Annotated in this window: 17 protein-coding genes; 7 read left to right on the top strand and 10 right to left on the bottom strand. The window is 62.5% G+C overall.

Going from position 1 to position 19,636, the window contains the following annotated elements:
- The first annotated feature begins 14 nt into the window (after nucleotides 1–14).
- The 7 genes from VXM67_RS10955 (at nucleotide 15) to VXM67_RS10925 (ending at nucleotide 7,173) form a co-directional block, all read left to right on the top strand.
- Entirely contained in the window at nucleotides 15–965 is a 951-nt protein-coding gene (locus VXM67_RS10955) for a DMT family transporter (protein ID WP_023379770.1), read from the top strand.
- 150 nt (nucleotides 966–1,115) lie between these two features.
- Complete coding sequence (locus tag VXM67_RS10950) at nucleotides 1,116–4,031, top strand: monovalent cation/H+ antiporter subunit A (RefSeq protein WP_027907624.1); 2,916 nt, start codon at nucleotides 1,116–1,118, stop codon at nucleotides 4,029–4,031.
- Nucleotides 4,031–4,375 carry a Na+/H+ antiporter subunit C gene (locus VXM67_RS10945; RefSeq protein WP_023379768.1) on the top strand — a complete coding sequence of 115 codons (345 nt, stop codon included), beginning with the start codon at nucleotides 4,031–4,033 and terminating at the stop codon, nucleotides 4,373–4,375. The genes VXM67_RS10950 and VXM67_RS10945 overlap by 1 nt, the downstream gene beginning before the upstream one ends.
- A complete protein-coding gene (locus VXM67_RS10940; protein WP_023379767.1) occupies nucleotides 4,372–6,051 on the top strand; it encodes a monovalent cation/H+ antiporter subunit D in 1,680 nt (559 codons plus the stop codon). Before VXM67_RS10945 ends, VXM67_RS10940 begins: the two co-directional genes overlap by 4 nt.
- Nucleotides 6,048–6,536: a Na+/H+ antiporter subunit E gene (locus VXM67_RS10935; RefSeq protein ID WP_023379766.1), complete on the top strand. Its 489-nt coding sequence runs from the start codon at nucleotides 6,048–6,050 to the stop codon at nucleotides 6,534–6,536. The genes VXM67_RS10940 and VXM67_RS10935 overlap by 4 nt, the downstream gene beginning before the upstream one ends.
- Nucleotides 6,533–6,811 (top strand): K+/H+ antiporter subunit F, encoded by a 279-nt coding sequence (locus VXM67_RS10930; protein ID WP_023379765.1) that lies wholly within the window; start codon nucleotides 6,533–6,535, stop codon nucleotides 6,809–6,811. Before VXM67_RS10935 ends, VXM67_RS10930 begins: the two co-directional genes overlap by 4 nt.
- Nucleotides 6,808–7,173, top strand: coding sequence for a Na+/H+ antiporter subunit G (locus tag VXM67_RS10925; RefSeq protein ID WP_023379764.1), 366 nt, complete (start codon nucleotides 6,808–6,810; stop codon nucleotides 7,171–7,173). The genes VXM67_RS10930 and VXM67_RS10925 overlap by 4 nt, the downstream gene beginning before the upstream one ends.
- A 12-nt stretch (nucleotides 7,174–7,185) precedes the next feature.
- On the opposite strand, the gene VXM67_RS10920 is transcribed toward VXM67_RS10925, so the two are convergent.
- The 10 genes from VXM67_RS10920 to VXM67_RS10875 all read right to left on the bottom strand — a co-directional run bounded on the left by VXM67_RS10920 (nucleotide 7,186) and on the right by VXM67_RS10875 (nucleotide 19,544).
- Nucleotides 7,186–7,398, bottom strand: coding sequence for a hypothetical protein (locus VXM67_RS10920; protein WP_023379763.1), 213 nt, complete (start codon nucleotides 7,396–7,398; stop codon nucleotides 7,186–7,188).
- Nucleotides 7,395–7,865 carry a hypothetical protein gene (locus VXM67_RS10915; RefSeq protein WP_023379762.1) on the bottom strand — a complete coding sequence of 157 codons (471 nt, stop codon included), beginning with the start codon at nucleotides 7,863–7,865 and terminating at the stop codon, nucleotides 7,395–7,397. The genes VXM67_RS10920 and VXM67_RS10915 overlap by 4 nt, the downstream gene beginning before the upstream one ends.
- Nucleotides 7,866–8,241: 376 nt before the next feature.
- Entirely contained in the window at nucleotides 8,242–8,436 is a 195-nt protein-coding gene (locus VXM67_RS10910) for a hypothetical protein (RefSeq protein WP_023379761.1), read from the bottom strand.
- 180 nt (nucleotides 8,437–8,616) lie between these two features.
- Nucleotides 8,617–9,021 (bottom strand): TraR/DksA C4-type zinc finger protein, encoded by a 405-nt coding sequence (locus VXM67_RS10905; RefSeq protein ID WP_023379760.1) that lies wholly within the window; start codon nucleotides 9,019–9,021, stop codon nucleotides 8,617–8,619.
- 290 nt (nucleotides 9,022–9,311) lie between these two features.
- The gene (locus VXM67_RS10900; protein ID WP_023379759.1) at nucleotides 9,312–10,085 is read right to left on the bottom strand and encodes an enoyl-CoA hydratase; all 774 of its coding nucleotides are present in this window, start codon (nucleotides 10,083–10,085) and stop codon (nucleotides 9,312–9,314) included.
- A gap of 13 nt (nucleotides 10,086–10,098) precedes the next feature.
- Nucleotides 10,099–11,226, bottom strand: a complete 1,128-nt coding sequence (locus tag VXM67_RS10895; RefSeq protein ID WP_023379758.1) for an acyl-CoA dehydrogenase — start codon at nucleotides 11,224–11,226, stop codon at nucleotides 10,099–10,101.
- Nucleotides 11,227–11,234: 8 nt separating this feature from the next.
- Nucleotides 11,235–12,428 (bottom strand): acetyl-CoA C-acyltransferase, encoded by a 1,194-nt coding sequence (locus VXM67_RS10890; RefSeq protein ID WP_023379757.1) that lies wholly within the window; start codon nucleotides 12,426–12,428, stop codon nucleotides 11,235–11,237.
- Between the two features lie 12 nt (nucleotides 12,429–12,440).
- Complete coding sequence (locus VXM67_RS10885; protein WP_367237673.1) at nucleotides 12,441–13,208, bottom strand: SDR family NAD(P)-dependent oxidoreductase; 768 nt, start codon at nucleotides 13,206–13,208, stop codon at nucleotides 12,441–12,443.
- 13 nt (nucleotides 13,209–13,221) lie between these two features.
- Nucleotides 13,222–14,868, bottom strand: a complete 1,647-nt coding sequence (locus VXM67_RS10880; RefSeq protein ID WP_104881960.1) for an acyl-CoA synthetase — start codon at nucleotides 14,866–14,868, stop codon at nucleotides 13,222–13,224.
- A gap of 128 nt (nucleotides 14,869–14,996) precedes the next feature.
- Nucleotides 14,997–19,544, bottom strand: a complete 4,548-nt coding sequence (locus tag VXM67_RS10875) for an NEL-type E3 ubiquitin ligase domain-containing protein (protein WP_367237672.1) — start codon at nucleotides 19,542–19,544, stop codon at nucleotides 14,997–14,999.
- Nucleotides 19,545–19,636 lie beyond the last annotated feature (92 nt).

Below are 19,636 nucleotides of genomic sequence, written 5' to 3'. Positions count from 1 at the left end.
GAGTGCGCAAGACCATGAACCAGCCAGACACCGCCCCAAAGACGTCGTTATCTTTACGCCTGAGCAAGGCCGAACTGGTCCTGGTGTTCATCACCATGCTCTGGGGTGGCACCTTCCTGCTGGTCCATAACGTGATGACCGTCAGTGGCCCGATGTTCTTCGTCGGCCTGCGTTTTGCCGCCGCCGCCCTGTTCGTCGGCCTGGTATCGGCGCGCGCACTGTCGGGCCTGACTTTCACCGAGCTGAAGGCCGGCATGCTGATCGGTGTATCCATCATGCTCGGCTACGGCCTGCAGACCATGGGTCTGCAAACCATCAGCAGCAGCCAGTCGGCATTCATCACCGCACTTTACGTACCCTTCGTCCCGTTGCTGCAATGGCTGGTGCTCGGGCGTCGACCTGGCCTGATGCCGAGCATCGGCATCTGCCTGGCCTTCGTCGGCCTGATGCTGCTGGCCGGCCCGGAAGGCGGCGCCCTGCATTTCAGTGAAGGGGAACTGGTCACCTTGGTCAGCGCCGTGGCCATCGCTGGCGAGATCATCCTGATCAGCCGCTATGCCGGCCAGGTCGATGTGCGCCGGGTGACCGTGGTGCAGTTGGCCACCGCTTCGTTGCTGTCGTTTCTGATGATCGTTCCGACCCAGGAGCGCATTCCCGACTTTTCCGGGTTGCTGCTGGCCAGCGCCTTGGGACTGGGCGCGATGAGCGCGGTCATTCAAGTGGCCATGAACTGGGCCCAGCAATCGGTATCGCCGACCCGCGCCACCTTGATCTACGCGGGCGAGCCGGTCTGGGCCGGGATCGTCGGGCGCATCGCTGGCGAACGTCTGCCGGGCGTGGCGCTGATCGGCGGCGCTCTGATCGTATTGGCCGTGATCGTCAGCGAGTTGAAGGTCCGCCGCGGTGACGCGGCCGACCACGCCTCGGATGAAACCCTTCAGCACGAACGTGAAGGCAGCCGGTAAAGCGCGTAACAGCAGCTATGCTTTGTAAAAAACTGTTATAAAAAAACAGCTTGTCACACCGGTTTTGTACGATTCTGCGACAGCTTGCGTGTTGGTGATCAACTGCTCGGCACGTATGATCCTTGGCAAACCTCTCCAGAATAGAACGCTATGTCATTGATAGTGCTATTGCTTCTGCCGTTCGTGGGCAGTTGCCTGGCAGCCGTGCTGCCGCACAATGCACGTAACGCCGAGTCCATCCTTGCCGGGCTCGTAGCCTTGGTCGGTACCGTCCAGGTAGCACTGTTGTACCCGCAAGTCGCCCATGGCGGGGTAATTCGCGAAGAACTGCTATGGCTGCCAAGCCTGGGCATGAACCTGGTGCTGCGCATGGATGGCTTTGCCTGGCTGTTCTCGCTGCTGGTGCTGGGCATCGGCACCCTGGTGTCGCTGTACGCCCGGTACTACATGTCGCCACAAGACCCGGTACCGCGCTTCTTCGCCTTCTTCCTGGCATTCATGGGCGCCATGCTCGGTTTGGTGATTTCCGGCAACCTCATCCAGCTGGTGTTCTTCTGGGAGCTGACCAGCCTGTTTTCGTTCCTGCTGATCGGCTACTGGCACCACCGCGCCGATGCTCGCCGGGGGGCCTACATGGCGCTGATGGTCACCGGCGCCGGCGGGCTGTGCCTGTTGGTCGGCGCGCTGCTGCTCGGCCATGTGGTCGGCAGCTATGACCTGGACAAGGTGCTGGCCGCTGGCGAGACCATTCGCCAGCACGCGCTCTACCCGGTGTTGCTGCCACTGATCCTGATCGGCGCCCTGAGCAAGAGTGCGCAGTTCCCCTTCCAGTTCTGGCTACCCCACGCCATGGCTGCGCCCACGCCCGTGTCGGCATACCTGCACTCGGCAACCATGGTCAAGGCCGGGGTGTTCCTGCTGGCCCGTCTGTGGCCGGTACTCTCAGGCAGCGAAGAGTGGTTCTGGATCGTCGGCGGTGCCGGCGCGCTGACCCTGCTGCTTGGCGCCTTCGCCGCGATGTTCCAAAACGACCTCAAGGGCCTGCTGGCGTACTCGACCATCAGCCACCTCGGGCTCATTACCCTGCTGCTGGGCCTTAACAGCCCGTTGGCTGCCGTAGCGGCGGTGTTCCACATTCTCAACCACGCCACCTTCAAGGCGTCATTGTTCATGGCCGCCGGCATCATCGACCATGAAAGCGGCACCCGCGACATTCGCCGCCTCAGCGGCCTGATCCGCCTGGTCCCCTACACCGCCACGCTGGCCATGGTCGCCAGCGCCTCGATGGCCGGCGTACCGCTGATGAACGGTTTCCTGTCCAAAGAGATGTTCTTCGCCGAGACGGTGTTCATCTCCTCTACCGCCTGGGTCGAAGCCGCATTACCGGTGATTGCCACGCTGGCGGGCACCTTCAGCGTGGCCTACGCCCTGCGTTTCACCGTCGATGTGTTCTTCGGCCCAACTGCGCAGGACTTGCCGCACACCCCGCATGAACCGCCGCGCTGGATGCGTGCCCCCGTGGAACTGCTGGTGCTCACCTGCCTGGTGGTGGGCATTTTCCCAGCCCAGTCGGTCGGCCCATTGCTGGCGGCGGCTGCACTGCCGGTGGTAGGTGGAACCTTGCCCGAGTACAGCCTGGCCATCTGGCACGGCTGGAATGCCCCGTTGATCATGAGCCTGATCGCCATGAGCGGGGGCATCGTGTTGTACCTGCTGCTGCGCAACCAATTGCGTCGCGGTCGTTTCCCTTACCCACCACTGATCGAACGGTTCAACGGCAAGCGCTTGTTCGAACACGGCCAGGTCCGACTGATGCTGCTGGCGCGGCGCATCGAACGGCTGTTGACGTCCCGCCGCCTGCAGGCGCAACTGTTCATGCTGGTGCTGGCAGCCTTCCTGGCCGGGCTCACGCCGATGCTTTACAGCGGCCTGAGCTGGGGTGACCGTCCGAAGATCCCGGGTTCTGGCGTGTTCGTCGCCCTGTGGCTGATCGCCATCGCCTGCGCCATCGGGGCCGCCTACCAGGCCAAATACCACCGGTTGGCGGCGTTGATCATGGTCAGCGTCTGCGGTCTGATGACCTGCATAACATTCGTCTGGTTCTCGGCACCGGACCTGGCACTGACCCAGCTGGTGGTCGAAGTGGTCACCACCGTGCTGATACTGCTCGGCCTGCGCTGGCTGCCGCGCCGTATCGAGGGCGTCTCGCCGCTGCCCGGCAGCCAGGAGCGTGCGCGTCTGCGGCGTCTGCGCGACCTGCTGCTGGCGGTGCTGGTCGGCGCGGGCATGGCGGCGTTGTCATATGCCATGCTGACCCGGCCGACCCCCAACGACATTTCATCGTTCTACCTCAGCCGCGCCCTGCCCCAGGGCGGCGGGACCAATGTGGTCAACGTGATGCTGGTCGACTTCCGCGGCTTCGATACCCTGGGGGAAATCACCGTACTGGTCGCCGTGGCCCTGACCGTGTTCGCCCTGCTGCGCCGCTTCCGCCCGCCCAAGGAAAGCATGCAGCTGCCTGCACAACAACGGTTGCTGGCACCAGACGTGGTCACCGACCTGATCAACCCGCGTCATGCCGCCGATACCGCACTGGGCTTCATGATGGTGCCAGCCGTATTGGTGCGCTTGTTGCTGCCGATCGCCCTGCTGGTGTCGATGTACCTGTTCATGCGCGGCCATAACCAGCCAGGCGGCGGTTTTGTCGCCGGTCTGGTGATGTCTGTGGCGTTCATCCTCCAGTACATGGTTGCCGGGACCCAGTGGGTCGAAGCCCAGATGAGCCTGCGGCCGCTGCGCTGGATGGGTACCGGCCTGCTCTGCGCCACCCTGACCGGGGTCGGCGCAATGTTGCTGGGTTACCCTTTCCTGACCACCCATACCGCTCACCTGCACCTGCCCGTGCTGGGTGACGTGCACGTGGCCAGCGCCTTGTTCTTCGATGTCGGCGTGTACACCGTCGTGGTTGGTTCGACCTTGTTGATCCTCACCGCCCTGGCGCACCAATCGGTCCGCGCCTACCGCCCGGCCAACCCGTCGAAATCCAGCCAAGCAGGAGCCGCCTGATGGAAGAAGTCATTGCAATCGCCATCGGTGTGTTGGCCGCCTCTGGAGTGTGGCTGATCCTGCGTCCTCGCACCTATCAGGTGATCATGGGCCTGTGCCTGCTGTCCTACGGCGTAAACCTGTTCATTTTCAGCATGGGTAGCCTGTTCATCGGCAAGGAGCCAATCATCAAGGACGGCGTCACCCAGGACCTGCTGCACTACACCGACCCACTCCCCCAGGCCTTGGTACTCACTGCCATCGTCATCAGTTTCGCCATGACCGCGCTGTTCCTGGTGGTGCTGCTGGCCTCCCGTGGCCTGACCGGCACCGACCATGTCGATGGCCGGGAGCGTGAAGAATGACTGGAGCGAGCCAACTGATCGTCGCGCCCATCCTGCTGCCATTGCTCACGGCAGCAGTGATGCTGTTGCTGGGCGAGAAACATCGCCAGCTCAAGGCCCGCCTGAACCTGCTGTCCAGCATCAGCGGCCTGGCCATCGCCATCTACCTGTTGCTGTGGGTGCGCACCCAAGGTCAGGCGGAGTCCATTGGTGTCTACCTGCCTGGAAACTGGTCGGCACCGTTCGGCATCGTGCTGGTTGTCGACCACCTGTCTGCCCTGTTGCTGACCCTGACCGGGGTCATTGCTGTGAGCGCCCTGATGTTCGCCCGTGCCCGTTGGGACAGTGCCGGCGCCAGCTTCCATGCGCTGTTCCAGATCCAACTGATGGGCCTGTACGGGGCGTTCCTGACCGCCGACCTGTTCAACCTGTTCGTATTCTTCGAGGTGCTGCTGGCAGCTTCCTACGGTCTGTTGTTGCACGGCTCGGGCCGGGCACGGGTCAGGGCTGGCCTGCACTACATCGCCATCAACCTGTTCGCTTCGTCGTTGTTCCTGGTGGGCGCGGCGATGCTCTATGGCGTAACCGGCACACTGAACATGGCCGATCTGGCCCTGAAGATACCGCTGGTGCCCGAAGCCGACCGTGGCCTGCTGCATGCTGGCGCCGCGATTCTGGCCATGGCGTTTCTGGTCAAGGCCGGCATCTGGCCACTGAATTTCTGGCTGGTACCCGCCTATGCCTCAGCCAGTGCTCCGGTGGCGGCGCTGTTCGCCATCATGACCAAGGTCGGGCTGTACGCGGTGTTGCGCCTTTGGACCTTGCTGTTCTCCGGCCAGGCCGGGGCCTCGGCGCACTTCGGTGGCCAGTGGCTGGTCTATGGTGGCCTGGTGACGCTAGCGGTGGCGGCAGTGTCGATTCTTGCTGCGCAACGCCTGGAACGGCTGGCTGCCCTGAGCATCCTGGTCTCCGCTGGTACGCTGCTGGGCGCGATCGGTTTCGCCCAGCCGGCCCTGATCGGCGCTGCGCTGTTTTACTTGGTCAGCTCGACCTTGGCCCTATGCGCACTGTTCCTGCTTGCAGAACTGGTCGAGCGTTCGCGCTCGGCCAACGAACTGCCCCTGGATGAAGAGGAAGATGCCATTCCGCCGCCGCTGGAGTCGCTGCACCCTCCAAAAGGCATCAACCTCGACGATGAACAAAAGGCCGTGATCGGCCAGATCATCCCATGGACCATGGCCTTCCTGGGCCTTAGCTTCATCGCTTGCGCACTGCTGATCATCGGCATGCCGCCGCTATCGGGCTTCATTGGCAAACTCAACCTGATCAGCGCCCTGTTCAATCCACAAGGGCTTGGCACTCCGAGCGAACAACCGCTGAGCGCGGCGGGCTGGGGGCTGGTGGCACTGCTGGTGCTGTCTGGCATGGCTTCTCTGATCGCCTTCTGCCGCGTCGGTATCCAGCGCTTCTGGAAGCCCGAGGAACGTCCTTCACCGGTACTGCGCCGCTTCGAATACCTGCCGATCGTCATCCTGCTTGGCCTGTGCATCATCCTGAGCTTCAGGGCCGAGCCTGTGCTGCGCTATACCCAGGACACCGCTGCCAGCTTGCAAGCACCCGATGCGTACATAGAAGCCGTGATGGCCGCACGCCCGATACCGGGCCCCACCACGCTCGACGGGCAGGTGCAACCATGAGCCGACTATTCCCTGCCCCGCTGCTGTCCCTGTCGCTGTTCGTGCTGTGGCTGCTGCTCAACTTATCGGTGAGCGCCGGCAACCTGCTGCTTGGCGCAGCCCTCGGCATGCTGGCGCCTTTGCTCATGGCCCCTCTGCGGCCTCAGCATGCCCATGTGCGACGGCCGCTGGTCATCGCCAGGCTGATCTTCCGGGTAGGTATCGATGTGATCGTGTCCAACCTGTTGGTCGCACGCGGCGTGTTGCGCGCAGGCAAGCGACCACCCCGCTCGGCATTCGTGCACATTCCACTGGATCTGCGCGATGCCCATGGCCTGGCGGCGTTGTCGATGATCACCACGGTCGTGCCTGGCACCGTCTGGTCAGAACTGGCCCTGGACCGCAGTGTGTTACTGCTGCATGTGTTCGACCTTGAAGACGAACACGCCTTCATCGAACACTTCAAGCACACCTACGAACGCCCGTTGATGGAGATATTCGAATGACAGGCCTGCTTGCCAATGCAGTCCTCGCCAGCCTGTTCATCTTTGCGTTGGCCATGGCCCTGGCGCTGATCCGGCTGTTTCGTGGCCCGTCCGCCCAGGACCGGGTCCTGGCGCTGGACTACCTGTACATCCTGGCGATGCTGATGATGCTGGTGCTCGGCATTCGCTATGCCAGCGATACTTACTTCGAGGGCGCCTTGCTGATCGCGTTGTTCGGCTTCGTCGGCTCGTTTGCCCTGGCCAAGTTCCTGCTGCGCGGCGAGGTGATCGAATGACGGACACCCTGGACTTGCCTCTGTGGCTTGAGCTTGTCACCGCCGCACTGCTGCTGACCAGCAGCCTGTTCGCCCTGGTGGGAGCCTTGGGCTTGTTGCGCCTGAAGGACTATTTTCAGCGTATGCACCCACCGGCACTGGCTTCCACTATCGGCGCCTGGTGCGTCTCTCTGGCCTCGATCCTTTATTTCTCGTGGCTCAAGGAGGGCCCGGTACTGCACGCCTGGCTGATTCCGATCCTGCTGTCGATCACGGTACCGGTAACCACACTGCTGCTGGCCAGGGCCGCGCTGTTTCGCAAACGGATGTCGAAGGAAGCGGTGCCTGAGGAAATCAGCAGCCACAAAAATCACGACCACTGAGCAGCCGCCTTTCTACCCCTCGCTCAGACGCTGCAATTCACGCCGCACCATCGCGGCATAGGGTGCTGGGCTCAGCTGATAGAGCTGGCCCGCTACCCAGGCCAACCAGGCACCCTGCATCCGCTCCCGCTGTGCCAACAGATGCTCGGCCTGCGCGGTGGCTTGCGCCTGATACCGCAGATGAAACTCGGCCCGGCTCTGGGGCGTAACGGCGCTTTCACTCATTCACTGGCCTTGAAGGTGGTCAACTCACCCTTACGCCATTTCGCAACCTTGCCGGTCACGGCCTTGAGCAATTTGCCCAGCCCTTCCTGAACTTGTTGCTGGGCGGCGAACACCAGCATCACGCCGTGGCCTTCGCGAAACACGATGCCTTCACCTTCAGGGACGGAAACGAACGCATAGTCACCTACGCCATAGACATTGAGCTTGATGTCACGAAAGCGCATCTCCAGCTTGCCGCCTTCGCGACTGGGCAATACCGCAGCCCGGAAGTGGTCACCCACCTTCAACTCCAAACGTTGCTTGTCGTCGACGACCAACGCACTGTCGGTGTCGATTTCAGCCATGTACAAACCTTCGGGGCTTTGCTCGGTGACATAGACAAAACGCCCCTGAAACAGTTTGACGAGCCTTGCGCGCAAGTCGCCCAAGGCAAACAGAGCGTGGGTATCAAGAGTACTGACTGCCAATGAAGTGATCCTCAAACCGTTTACATCCGCACTCACTCTTCGTGCAAGAGGCGCGGCCAATTCATGTCGATAGACAAAGATTAATAACGCAATACACGAGATGTCTGTGCCTGCAGACGCTGCTGCATGCAGGAATCGTTACTCTGACTTGCCAGATCTGGCCTAAGTGCAGGCTTTCGGCATATTCCCCTCGGGGAAGCGTAAAGTCTGACAGCAAAAATGCCAGAAAAGATGCGACAGATTGCGACAGGCCCCTCGGCAGAATGGGCGCTGGAATCTATCGGTGCATTACGTAGGCGGAAATATGCACGAAAACACCAAAATCCGTCGAGAGAAAAAGAGGTTTTTTCTTACGCCGCTGGGCGCAATATCCTACTTAGGCGGCTCGCCCCTTATCCAATTGCTGTAACCATGCCACCTGGCACTCGACCGCTTCGGCACGGCTGGCGAAGGCAGTGCCCCGGCGTTCGCCGTTGACCAGTACCACCCAGCACACCCGCCGCCCCTGCGCCTGCAACATTGCAGGTACGCCAGAGCCAATCATCACGGCTACATCGACTCGGCTATTCATCATTCCCTCCGGAATTTAATTAGCAACCTAACGATGAGCCCATGATACGCCTGCCAAGGTGCCGGAAAAAGCGCGCTTCAGCACAGCTGTATTGCGCCGATGGCAACAAATCTTTCGCAAACGACAGTCACGCAAAAAGCCCCAGGGATCGCTCCGTGGGGCTTGGTCAGACGCGTCGACTCAGATCTGGCGCTGGTGACGGTCGAGCTGCTCGTGACGCTCTTGAGCTTCGATGCAGTATTTGGTGGTCGGACTGATCAGCAGGCGCTGCAAGCCGATAGGCTCACCGCTGTCGTCGCACCAGCCGAAGCTTTCGTCAGCGATACGGCCCAGGGCCATTTCCAGCTGCGGCAGCAGGCGCTGGTCACGCTCGATGGCATTGACCAGCCAGTGGCGCTCTTCTTCGACCGAGGCCACATCGGCTGGATCCGAAGGGGTATCCAGGCTTTCGATGGTGGCGCGGCTCAGCTCGATGCGTTCATGGGTTTCGACTTTCATCGCCTGCAGCAAGGCAGTGAAGAATGCCAGCTGTTCAGCGTTCATGTAGTCATCGGCCGACATGGCCAGCAACTGTTCCTTGGTCATCGATTTCTCTATGAAAAATGTGCATTGGGCGATTCGGGTGCCGCCAGCGCCTTGGCGCGGGCAGCGGAATTCTTCAAGCGCCAACCGGCACTCTTTTACAGGGGGCGGCAGTCTAAGGCGCCACGTCGCCCGGAGCAACTGCAATCACAAGGGAATTTGACCGAAATGGCCTGGATTCCGCCCATCGGCAGATCCAGGCAGGGCCGACCCACGACCTTTGCTGGTCGTGGGAGGCCAGGGGAAGAGGCGCGAAAACCTGCCGTGGCGCCCAGGCCACGACAGGGTTGTACTCAACGGTCCTTGAACTGTGCTTCGCGCTTGCCGATGAAGGCCGCCATGCCTTCCTTCTGGTCTTCGGTGGCGAACGCAGCGTGGAACACGCGACGTTCGAAGCGAACACCTTCGCTGAGGGTGACTTCGAAGGCCCGGTTGACGCTTTCCTTGACCATCATGCTCACCGGGATCGATTTGCTGGCGATGGTCGCAGCCACCTTCAGTGCCTCTTCCAGCAGCTCGGCCTGTGGCACCACGCGGGCCACCAAACCTGCGCGCTCGGCCTCCTCGGCGCCCATCAGGCGGCCGGTCAAGCACAGCTCCATGGCCTTGGCCTTGCCCACTGCACGGGTCAGACGCTGGGTGCCTCCCATGCCCGGCAGTACGCCCAGGTTGATTTCCGGTTGACCGAACTTGGCGTTGTCGGCGGCCAGGATGAAGTCGCACATCATCGCCAACTCGCAGCCCCCGCCCAAGGCAAAGCCAGAAACAGCCGCGATGATCGGCTTGCGTCGATTGGCAATGCGGTCGGCATCGCTGAACAGGTCGTCGACATAGATCTGCGGGTACTGGAGCTCGGCCATTTCCTTGATATCAGCGCCGGCGGCGAAGGCCTTGGCGGAGCCGGTCAGGACCACACAGCCAATGTTGGGGTCACGTTCGAGCTGGTCCAGCGCCTGGTTGATCTCAGCCACGATCTGCGCGTTCAGCGCATTGAGCGCCTGGGGGCGGTTGAGGGTGATCAGGCCGACCTTGCCGTGGATGTCCAACAGGATGGTTTCGAATGCCATGCAGGATGCTCCTTCAAAGATTACGCGCAATGACCATGCGCTGAATGTCGCTGGTGCCCTCGTAGATCTGGCACACCCGAACGTCGCGGTAGATTCGTTCCAGCGGGAAGTCGCTCAGATAGCCATATCCACCCAGGGTCTGCAAGGCATCCGAGCATACCTTTTCGGCCATTTCCGAGGCGAAAAGCTTCGCCATCGAGGCTTCCACCAATGCCGGGCGCCCGGCATCACGCAAGGCTGCCGCGTGCAGCACCATCTGCCGGGCGACCGCAATGCGAGTGGCCATGTCGGCCAGGCGGAAGGCCACTGCCTGGTGCTCGATCAACGGCTTGCCGAAGCTCTGCCGCTCGTTGGCGTAGTCGCGCGCCACTTCGAACGCAGCCCGCGCCATACCGACCGCTTGGGAGGCAATACCGATGCGGCCACCTTCGAGGTTGGCCAGGGCGATCTTGTAGCCCTGCCCTTCCTCACCGAGACGATTGGCGACTGGCACCCGCACGTTGTCGAATACGATCTGGCAGGTGTCGGACGCATGCTGGCCGAGCTTGTCCTCGACTCGCGCGACCTGGTAGCCAGGTGAGTCGGTGGGCACGATGAACGCGGTGATGCCACGCTTGCCCGCCTCCGGGTCGGTGACGGCGAACACGATGACCACCCCTGCGTTCTGCCCGGAGGTGATGAACTGCTTGCTGCCATTAAGCACATAGTGGTCGCCTTCGAGCCGTGCACGGGTTTTCAGGCTACTGGCATCGGAACCGGCCTGGGGTTCGGTCAGGGCAAAGGCCCCAATCATCGAACCACTGGCCAGGGGGGCGAGGAATTGCTGCTTCTGGTGCTCGGTGCCGAATTTCAGGATCGGCACGCAACCGACCGAATTGTGCACACTCATGATGGTCGAGCAGGCACCGTCGCCGGCCGCGATCTCCTCCAAGGCCATGGCATAGGCCACATAGCCGGTGTCACTGCCACCGTACTGTTCCGGCACCAGCATGCCGAACAGGCCCAGACCGGCCATTTCCGCAATGGCCTCACGTGGATAGCGGTGGGCCTTGTCCCACGCCTCGGCAAACGGTTTCAACCGCTCCTGGGCGAAGTCTCGCACTGCGTCGGCGATCTGTTGTTGCTCATCAGTTACCAACATGGCTCACCTCAATACAGGCATTCGACGGCCATGGCAGTGGCTTCGCCGCCGCCGATGCAGATCGCTGCCACGCCACGGCGCAAGTTGTTCTGGCGCAGGGCCGACAGCAGGGTCACCAGGATGCGCGCGCCCGAGGCACCGATGGGGTGGCCCAGGGCGCAGGCGCCGCCATGGATGTTGACCTTTTCAGAGGGTAGGTCGAGGTGTTTCATGGCCGCCAAGGTGACCACGGCGAATGCCTCGTTGATTTCGAACAGGTCGACCTCGGCCAGGTTCCAGCCGGTGCGCTTCATCAATTTGTCGATCGCACCGATCGGTGCGGTTGGGAACAGTGCCGGCGTATCGGCGAATGCGGAGTGTCCATGGATGACCGCCAGTGGCTTGAGGCCGCGTTTGTCGGCTTCGGAGCGACGCATCAGCACCAGTGCGGCAGCACCGTCGGAAATCGAACTGGAGTTGGCGGCTGTCACGGTACCGCCTTCGCGGAAGGCCGGCTTGAGCTGCGGGATCTTGTCCAGCTTCGCCTTGGGCGGCTGCTCGTCATCCTTGACCAGGCGCTTTTCCTTACCCTCGGTGACCTCGACCGGGACAATCTCGGCGGCGAAGCGCCCGTTCCTGATGGCTTCCTGGGCACGGGTCAACGACGCGATTGCAAAGTTATCCTGCGCTTCGCGGCTGAATCCGTTGGCCTGGGCGCAGTCCTCGGCGAAGGTTCCCATCAGGCGCCCTTTGTCATACGCATCCTCCAGGCCATCCATGAACATGTGGTCGATGATCCTGCCGTGGCCCATGCGGTAGCCGCCACGGGCTTTGTCTAGCAAATACGGTGCGTTGGTCATGCTCTCCATGCCCCCCGCCACCACCACATCGGCGCTGCCGGCCAGCAGCAGGTCATGGGCCATGATGGCCGCCTGCATGCCCGAGCCACACATCTTGTTCAGGGTGGTGCACGTGGTGTGCTTGTCGAGCCCGGCGCCCAACGCAGCCTGGCGGGCCGGTGCCTGGCCCTGACCTGCCGGCAGCACACAGCCGAACAGCACCTGCTCGACACTGGCGGCATCGACCCCAGCGCGCTCGACGGCGGCGCGGATGGCGGCGCTGCCCAGTTGCGGCGCGGTCAGGCTCTTGAGTTCGCCCTGCAACCCACCCATGGGCGTGCGCACAGCGCTGACGATGACGATCGGATCGTTGGCAATGGTCATGTTCGGTTCTCCTTACTTGGCAGCCATGCGCAGCGCGCCGTCGAGGCGAATCACCTCGCCGTTGAGCATGCTGTTTTCAATGATGTGTCGGGCCAGCGCGGCATATTCCTGCGGCCGTCCCAGGCGCGGCGGGAACGGCACGCCAGCGGACAGCGAGTCGCGCACTTCCTGGGTCATGCCGGCCATCATCGGCGTTTCGAAGATACCTGGGGCGATGGTCATCACCCGAATCCCGAAACGCGCCAGTTCGCGGGCGGCCGGCAAGGTCAGGCTGGCGATGGCGCCCTTGGACGCGGCGTAGGCGGCTTGGCCAATCTGCCCGTCATAGGCGGCGATGGAGGCGGTGTTGATGATCACTCCGCGCTCGCCGCCCTCGTCCGGCTGACCTTCGGCCATGGCCGCGGCTGCCAGGCGCAGCAGGTTGAAGCTACCGATCAGGTTGACGTTGATCACCTTGGCGAAGCTGGCCAGTCCGTGCGGCCCCTGCTTGCCCAGCACTTTCTCGGCACCGACGATACCGGCGCAGTTGACCAGCCCGTGAAGGCTGCCGAAGGCGGCGACCGCCGCCTCCACCGCTGCCTTGGCGGCCTGTTCGTCACTGATATCGGCAACCGCGAAACAGGCATTGTCACCCAGCTCGCGGGCCTTGGCTTCGACGGTGGCGGCATTGAGGTCGACCAGCATCACCTTGGCGCCAGCTTCGACCAGCATCTGCGCGGTTGCAGCGCCAAGCCCGGAGGCGCCGCCGCTGACAATGAAGTGCTTATGGCTGATTTGCATGTTGTCTTTCCTTTCAGGCGCTGGCGCGGGTTGCCAGGTGCGCGTGTTGTTTGGCGATTTCCTGGTTGCGCAGGATGAAGCGTTGCAGCTTGCCGCTCGGGGTCTTGGGCAGCTCGCTGACGAATTCAATTTCGCGAGGGTAGGCATGGGCGTACAGACGTTGGCGCACATGCTGGCGCAAGGTTTCCTCCAGCTCCGGGCTGCCGCTGAAGCCCGCGGCCAGCACCACGAAGGCCTTGATCAGCTCGGTACGCTCGGGGTCCGGCTTACCGACCACGGCCGCTTCGATCACCGCCGGGTGTTCGATCAGCGCGCTCTCGACATCGAACGGGCCGACGCGGTAACCGGAGGTGGTGATCACGTCGTCACTGCGGCCGACGAAACTGATGCTGCCGTCCGCGTTCAACTCGACGGTATCGCCGCTCAGGTAGTACTTGCCGACGAAGGCCTTGGTGGGCAGGCCGTGATAGCCGCCGAACCAGCACAGCGGCGACTGTTCGCGGTCCACCGCCAGAATGCCCGGTTGACCGGCCGGCAGTTCCAGACCTTGCTCGTCCACCACGACGATCCGGTGGCCAGGAATGGAGAAACCAGCCGAACCCAAGTGCACCGGGTGCTGCAATCCATGGTGATTGCACAACACCATGCCCAGTTCGGTCTGGCCGTAGTGATCGTGGATGGTCACGCCCAGCTCATCGGCGAACCAGCGGATCACCTCAGGGTTAAGGGGTTCACCGGCGCTGCTGACCACGCGCAGCCGGCCTTTGATCGGCGTGGAAAACTCGCTGCCCGCGGCGATCAGCAGACGGTAGGCCGTGGGCGAGCCTGCCAGGTTGGTGATACCTAGCTTGTTAATGACCCGCGCGCAGCTTTCGACGCTGAACGGGCCATCGTAGAACGTCGTGGCGTGGCCCAGCGACAACGGGCCGGTGACGGCGTAGTAAAGACCGTAGGCCCAGCCTGGGTCGGCCAGGTTCCAGAAGTTGTCGTCCGGCCGCAGGTCGATGGCATCACGCATGTAGCCCTGGAAGGCGACGATCGCGCGCAGCGGTACTTCAAGAGGCTTGGCCGGACCGGTGGTGCCCGAGGTGAACATCAGCAGGAACGGATCATCACCGCTGCGCATGACAGGTTCGCAGTGCTGATCGGCAGCAGCCAGAACCTGATGGAAATCCAGTTCGCCTACCGGCGCTTTCACGGTAATGAGGGTCGGGCAGTCGTTCACCTCATCCAGCTTGCTGCGGTTCAGGCTGTCGGTGACCACTACACGAGCATGGGACTGCTCCAGGCGATGCTCGATGGCCTTGGGGCCGAAAGCCGTGAACAGCGGCTGGTACACAGCCCCCAATCGCCACGTGGCGAGAATGGTGATCAGCAGTTCCGGGGTGCGCGGCATCAGACCGGCGACCCGGTCGCCAGCCTGGACACCTTGTGCCTTGAGGACATTGGCAAAGCGTGCGGCCTGCTGCTGAAGCTGGTCGAAGCTGTAGCGTTCGCTTTGGCCGTCACGGCCTTCCCAGATCAGGGCGAGCCTGCCCCCGCCTGCATGTCGGTCGCAGCACTCGACACAGGCATTGAGGGCTTTGAGGTTGCCGTGCAGGGCGGTATGAGCAACCTGTTCGTAGTTGAACGAACGGACGGCCTCGGCGTAATCGCGCATCGTCAGACTCCTGGATTCTTATTGTTGGAGCGCACCATGGGTCTAACGATGTTGTCGCTGCCGACGTCACTCGGCAATGGCCAAACCGCTCAATCGGGATGAGCGGTTTGGCCGTTTCCAGCAGGATTTCAGTTGGCTGGATCCTGCACGCTCAACGCCTCGGCGCTCAAGCGCAGGACCAATCGATGAACGGCGTCGTCGAACGCTCGCTGGATGTGCGCGACACGCTCGGCGTCCTCGGTGCCCTCCTCCTCCAGTTGCTCCCAGAACGGTTGTTTGACTTGCTGGAACTCGGTGGCGTATTGACGTTCCAGGTGCGCGATCCAGAAATCCCGCTGGCTAATATCGTTCAACAGCGCATCGGTCGCCGATGCCCAGCGCACTTCGGCTGCGGCATTGCTGAGCTGCATCGGGCTGACCCCGGCCAGCTGCTCGAACTGCATGGTTTTCGGTTGTCCTGGAAGATTCAATGTGCGAGCCAGGCCTACGCGATAGGCTAGACTGATCTCGATCGCGTCCACCTGCGCTAACGCGAACTCCCTGGACTGCTCCTCGGGCCACCCAGAGGTACGCAGCCGGTCTACCTCCAAGGTCACCCGCCGTTCCACCTCTTTGCCGGCGATCATCGCAACCCGATCCAGCCTGAACAGTCCACAAGCCAGCTCGAGCAAGGCCTGCTCCTGCCCGCCTGCCGCCGCAGATTGCATGGCCTCAGCCAGCAATACGCGGACTTCGAGCGTGCTGAAGCACGAGATGACCTGGTCGACGCAAGTTCGCACGGCAGCCAGCTCGAACAATTCAGCCCGCAGGGCGGCGTTCTCGCTGGCTGCGGCGATCATCGCCCAAACCCGGCGCGACAGATCCTGCGGTACGTGCTGGAAGTCACTGGTCTGCGTCAGTTCTGCCAGCACTCGGAAGAACGCATCGCTATCGGGCTCGTCCAACAAATCATCCCATTGCAGGCTTCTTGCGGTTCTCGTCGCAGAGTCCGCGAGCTGCAGCCAGGCCGAGCGGGCCAAGCCTGGCGCTTCCGTTGGTCCCGGGGGCTCTACCTGCACCGGATTGGCAGCGTACAAGCGCTCGCGCTCGGCGACTGGCAGCGCGTTGTTTTCCAACCTGATGGCAAGGCGTACATGCAACGGTGCAAGCAGCAAAGTATCAGGGAGCTGCGCGATCTGGTTGTCACGCAGGTCCGCCGCCTCAAGGTGCAGGCATTGCTCCAGCGCTGTGGGCACGCTGTGCAGATTGTTCCGGCGCAGGTTCAATTCACGCAGACGCGTCAACTGCCCCAGGCGCAAGCTGATCGAGCCTAGTCGGTTGAAGCCCAAATCCAGGGTGTCCAATTGGGTAAGGCCACTTAAAGCCTGGGCGCCCTCTTCGGTCATGCGAATCCGGTTACGCGCCAAGTGCAGTATGCGCAGCTGGCTCACCCCCCCGATACCCGCGGGCAGGCTGGTCAGGGCGTTGTTGCTTAGGTTCAACCCACGCAATCGGCTGAAAGACCCCAGGAAACTTGGCGGCACGTGTTCCAGTTGCAAACCGACCAGTACCAGGTCGGTGATGTGCGCAAAGTCGGTGTTGGCTGGCAGCGCGGGCAGACCTCCGATATCCAGGCCAACCAGGGTCAGGCGACTGGCCGGTGCAGTGGTGCTCGAAACGCTGTCCTGTGGCCCTCCGAGACGCCAGCTGCGGCGCAGCTCCTCGGAGGCGAAACGACGTGCCCCCCGCTGACGCCCCGCTGGCACCTGCATCACCCATGTCTGCATTGCCCGATCGAGGGCAAGGTACTGCTGGTACTGCCTGATCATCACGGCATATGCAGTCTGCGGCGACTCCAGCAGGGTCGCCACATAGTCCTCCAGTGCTTGGGCACTGTGTGTCGGATACAGTGCGCCCAAGGACTCTAGCAACAAGCGTCGCGAAGGGTGCCGCGCCTCGTCATGCCCGTTGAGCGGATAACCCATACGCCCGTCTGGCAGACGCCGTAGTGAATTCCTCGTAGGTTTTATCTCCCGTGCGCCCAACAACTCGACAAGCGCCTTGTTGTCGGCCGGCAACCAGGCTCGTAGCGCATTGTTGATCTGTTCGCGGGCTTGGGAACCATCCCAGCCCAGGCGCGCCAGATCGTCTCGGGAGAGGTACCTGGCCAACACCTCGCCAATCTCGACAGGGTCGACCTGGTCGACACTCAGTTCGCGTCCTTGCAGGTCGTAGCATTTGAAGCCACCGGCCTGCCTTACCAGAACGGTGGAGATGCGCAGTGGATCATTCTGCGGATGAAGCCGCGCCAGCGGGCGTCCGACATCCGAACCTTCGCGCAGTTCGATGTCCACTGTCGTCGACAGGCGCGCATGCTTGCGCAACAACGCAAAGGCCAGCGCAACCGTGTCCGGATGATAGCTGCCCTTGAGGTACAGCCCTTCGCGGGCACGCGTCAGCCGCGCCAGCTGCAAATGCGCTCGGGCCCGCTCGGCAACGGGCAAAGGAATCCGCTGTTCGCTGCGCATCCAGCGGCGCTGCGTATCGGTTGCCTGCCTGAGTACGTCGAGCGCATAAGCATCGGGCAACCCTTTGAAATCCCTCGAAACCAGGTCCAGCAGAGGGTCCATGGCAAGGTATTTGCGCGAGAAGTGATCGAACAGCTGTTCGCGTACCGCTGCGCCCTCTTCGATCAATGCCACGCGTTGCTCCTGCGATGTCAGCCCCTCCTCGAGCCCGAAGTGCTCGACGCACCACTGGAACAGCTCGGGGTCAACATTCAGCCCTCGATCCAGTTGCTCGAGGAATCCGTCGACACGGGCGTCCACGGCAAAGCGTTCCAGGGTGTCTCGCAGTGCAACCGGGAGCGCCCGCCCCTCGACCAACAGGCCGCGCAGGTGGTCTTGGTCGACATCCGCGACCTTCAGTATCTGCCCGATACGCTCGGGGTCCAAACGGGTTGCCGGTGGCCACAGGCGCCCCAGCAAGAGGGGCGCTCCCTCCCATTCGAGCGGCCGCTCGGATGACAGCCGCCAACCGCGCTCTCCATTGAACGCCAGCTCCGGTCCGAAACCCGATTCGCGCCGTGGATGGCGCAACCGCCACGAACTGCGCCCCGGCACGGGAACCACCTGAAAATACTTGTTATCGTTGTACCACCACTGTCCCAGCGCGTTGGACAACAGGCCATTATCCTGCTCCAGCAAGTCATCCGGCGGTGACGGATCTTCGTAATGGCCGATCTCTGCGGACCATAATCGCGCCCGCCCCTCGCCATCCAGCACGGGCACCATCTGGTCGACGTTGGCGCTGCGTAGGAAGCCGCGGGCGACCAACGTGGTCCCGGCCGCCAGCGCGGTGCCGATCGCCACTGACTCGACCACACCCAGCAGGTGTTCCAGGGCTTCGTGCTGATGGCCCTGTTTCCAGTCCTCGACCCCTTCGAAAACCTCGGACAGAATCTGCCCCACCCAGTGGGTCACCAACACGGCGCCGATCACCGGCACGAACAACCCGGCCAGGCTGACCAGGCCTATGCCGACGGACTCCAGTGTTCGCAGGTGCTCGGCACTGACGCGGGCGTCGACCTGTGCGGTGGGTACTGCCAGAAAACGCGCATTGTCGCGAATTCGCTGCAACTGCTGCTCGGCCAGCACCTTGAATATCTGCTCATCGATTGCCCCACACGCACAGCTTGCATCGGTCTGATCGTCTGCCAGGCGCTTGTTCAGCGTCGAGAGGTAGGCAGCGCGGTCCGCCATTGCAATCCGCTGAACGAAAGCTTGCCGATAGGCTGCATCGCGCAACAGGGCTCCCAGCGCCCAACTGGCTTGCTGCCAACTGCCGAATGCGCGCAGGGGGCACTCAGGATCGCCAGGCAAGTACAGAATCACACCTTCGATGATGAACGGCGGAACATCCCTGAACGCGGGGTTGAGGCGTTGCAACTCGAAAGCCAATGCACCGTCCACACGACAGCCAAGAACCTCCAACGCCCCTGCACGCACCCTATGGCTATGAGGGTGGGTCAACGGCTGACCAGCCGCGAAGCGCCGCAGCATGTTCACTTCATCGGTGGGCAGCTGCCGTTTCAGCGACGCCAACTCTACGGCCAGCCTCAATTGCGTGCGCTTGTCCTCGGCCAGTGCAGCCCGGTAGTCGGTGTCCAACACGCTGTCGAGATGCTGCTGGTACTGTCGACCGACATCCAGCGTCCGGCAGATGTCCACCAGTTGCTCGCTGTCGGTGGTCAACACCCGCTCAGCCTGCCCCGTCGCTGGATCGGCGGGGTACACCAGAGCGGTGTGCTCGAAGAACGACTCGCCTTGCTTGAAGTTCTGCATCAGTTTCAGCACTGCCGGCGAACGCACGAAATACGCTTCGTGCAGTATCGGGCCTGAGGCATCGGCGACCAGCTTTCGACGCTCTTCACGCCATTGCGCCTTGCCCAGCTCTACGGTCAGAGAAAACGACGATTGCAGTTTCTCTTGCAGGCGTTGGGTGACGAATGTATCCAGCGGTTCGAGTCCTGCCAGTGCGACCTGCACCTTGTGCTGGCTCTGCACATGGTGCTCGAAGCAGGTCCGCAGGATTTGCACCTGGGCATACGTGGAGCTTCGGAGCCATTGCGGCAGGAGTTGTGCAATGAAAGCGTCGGTCGCGCGTTCTCGCGGCATATCTTGGGTGGTTTCGATCATGGTGGGTACTGCAGCGATTGATGGACCGCTCACACTGCCGCCACCCGAGGCGCGGCTGAACCGGGAAGGCTACCCACCGAGGCGGCGCTCGC

The organism is Pseudomonas sp. Rh2, from assembly GCF_040762985.1.
GTDB classification, from domain to species: Bacteria; Pseudomonadota; Gammaproteobacteria; order Pseudomonadales; family Pseudomonadaceae; genus Aquipseudomonas; species Aquipseudomonas taiwanensis.
The sequence above is the reverse complement of the archived record's forward strand: the minus strand, read 5'-3'. Positions and strand labels throughout refer to the sequence as shown.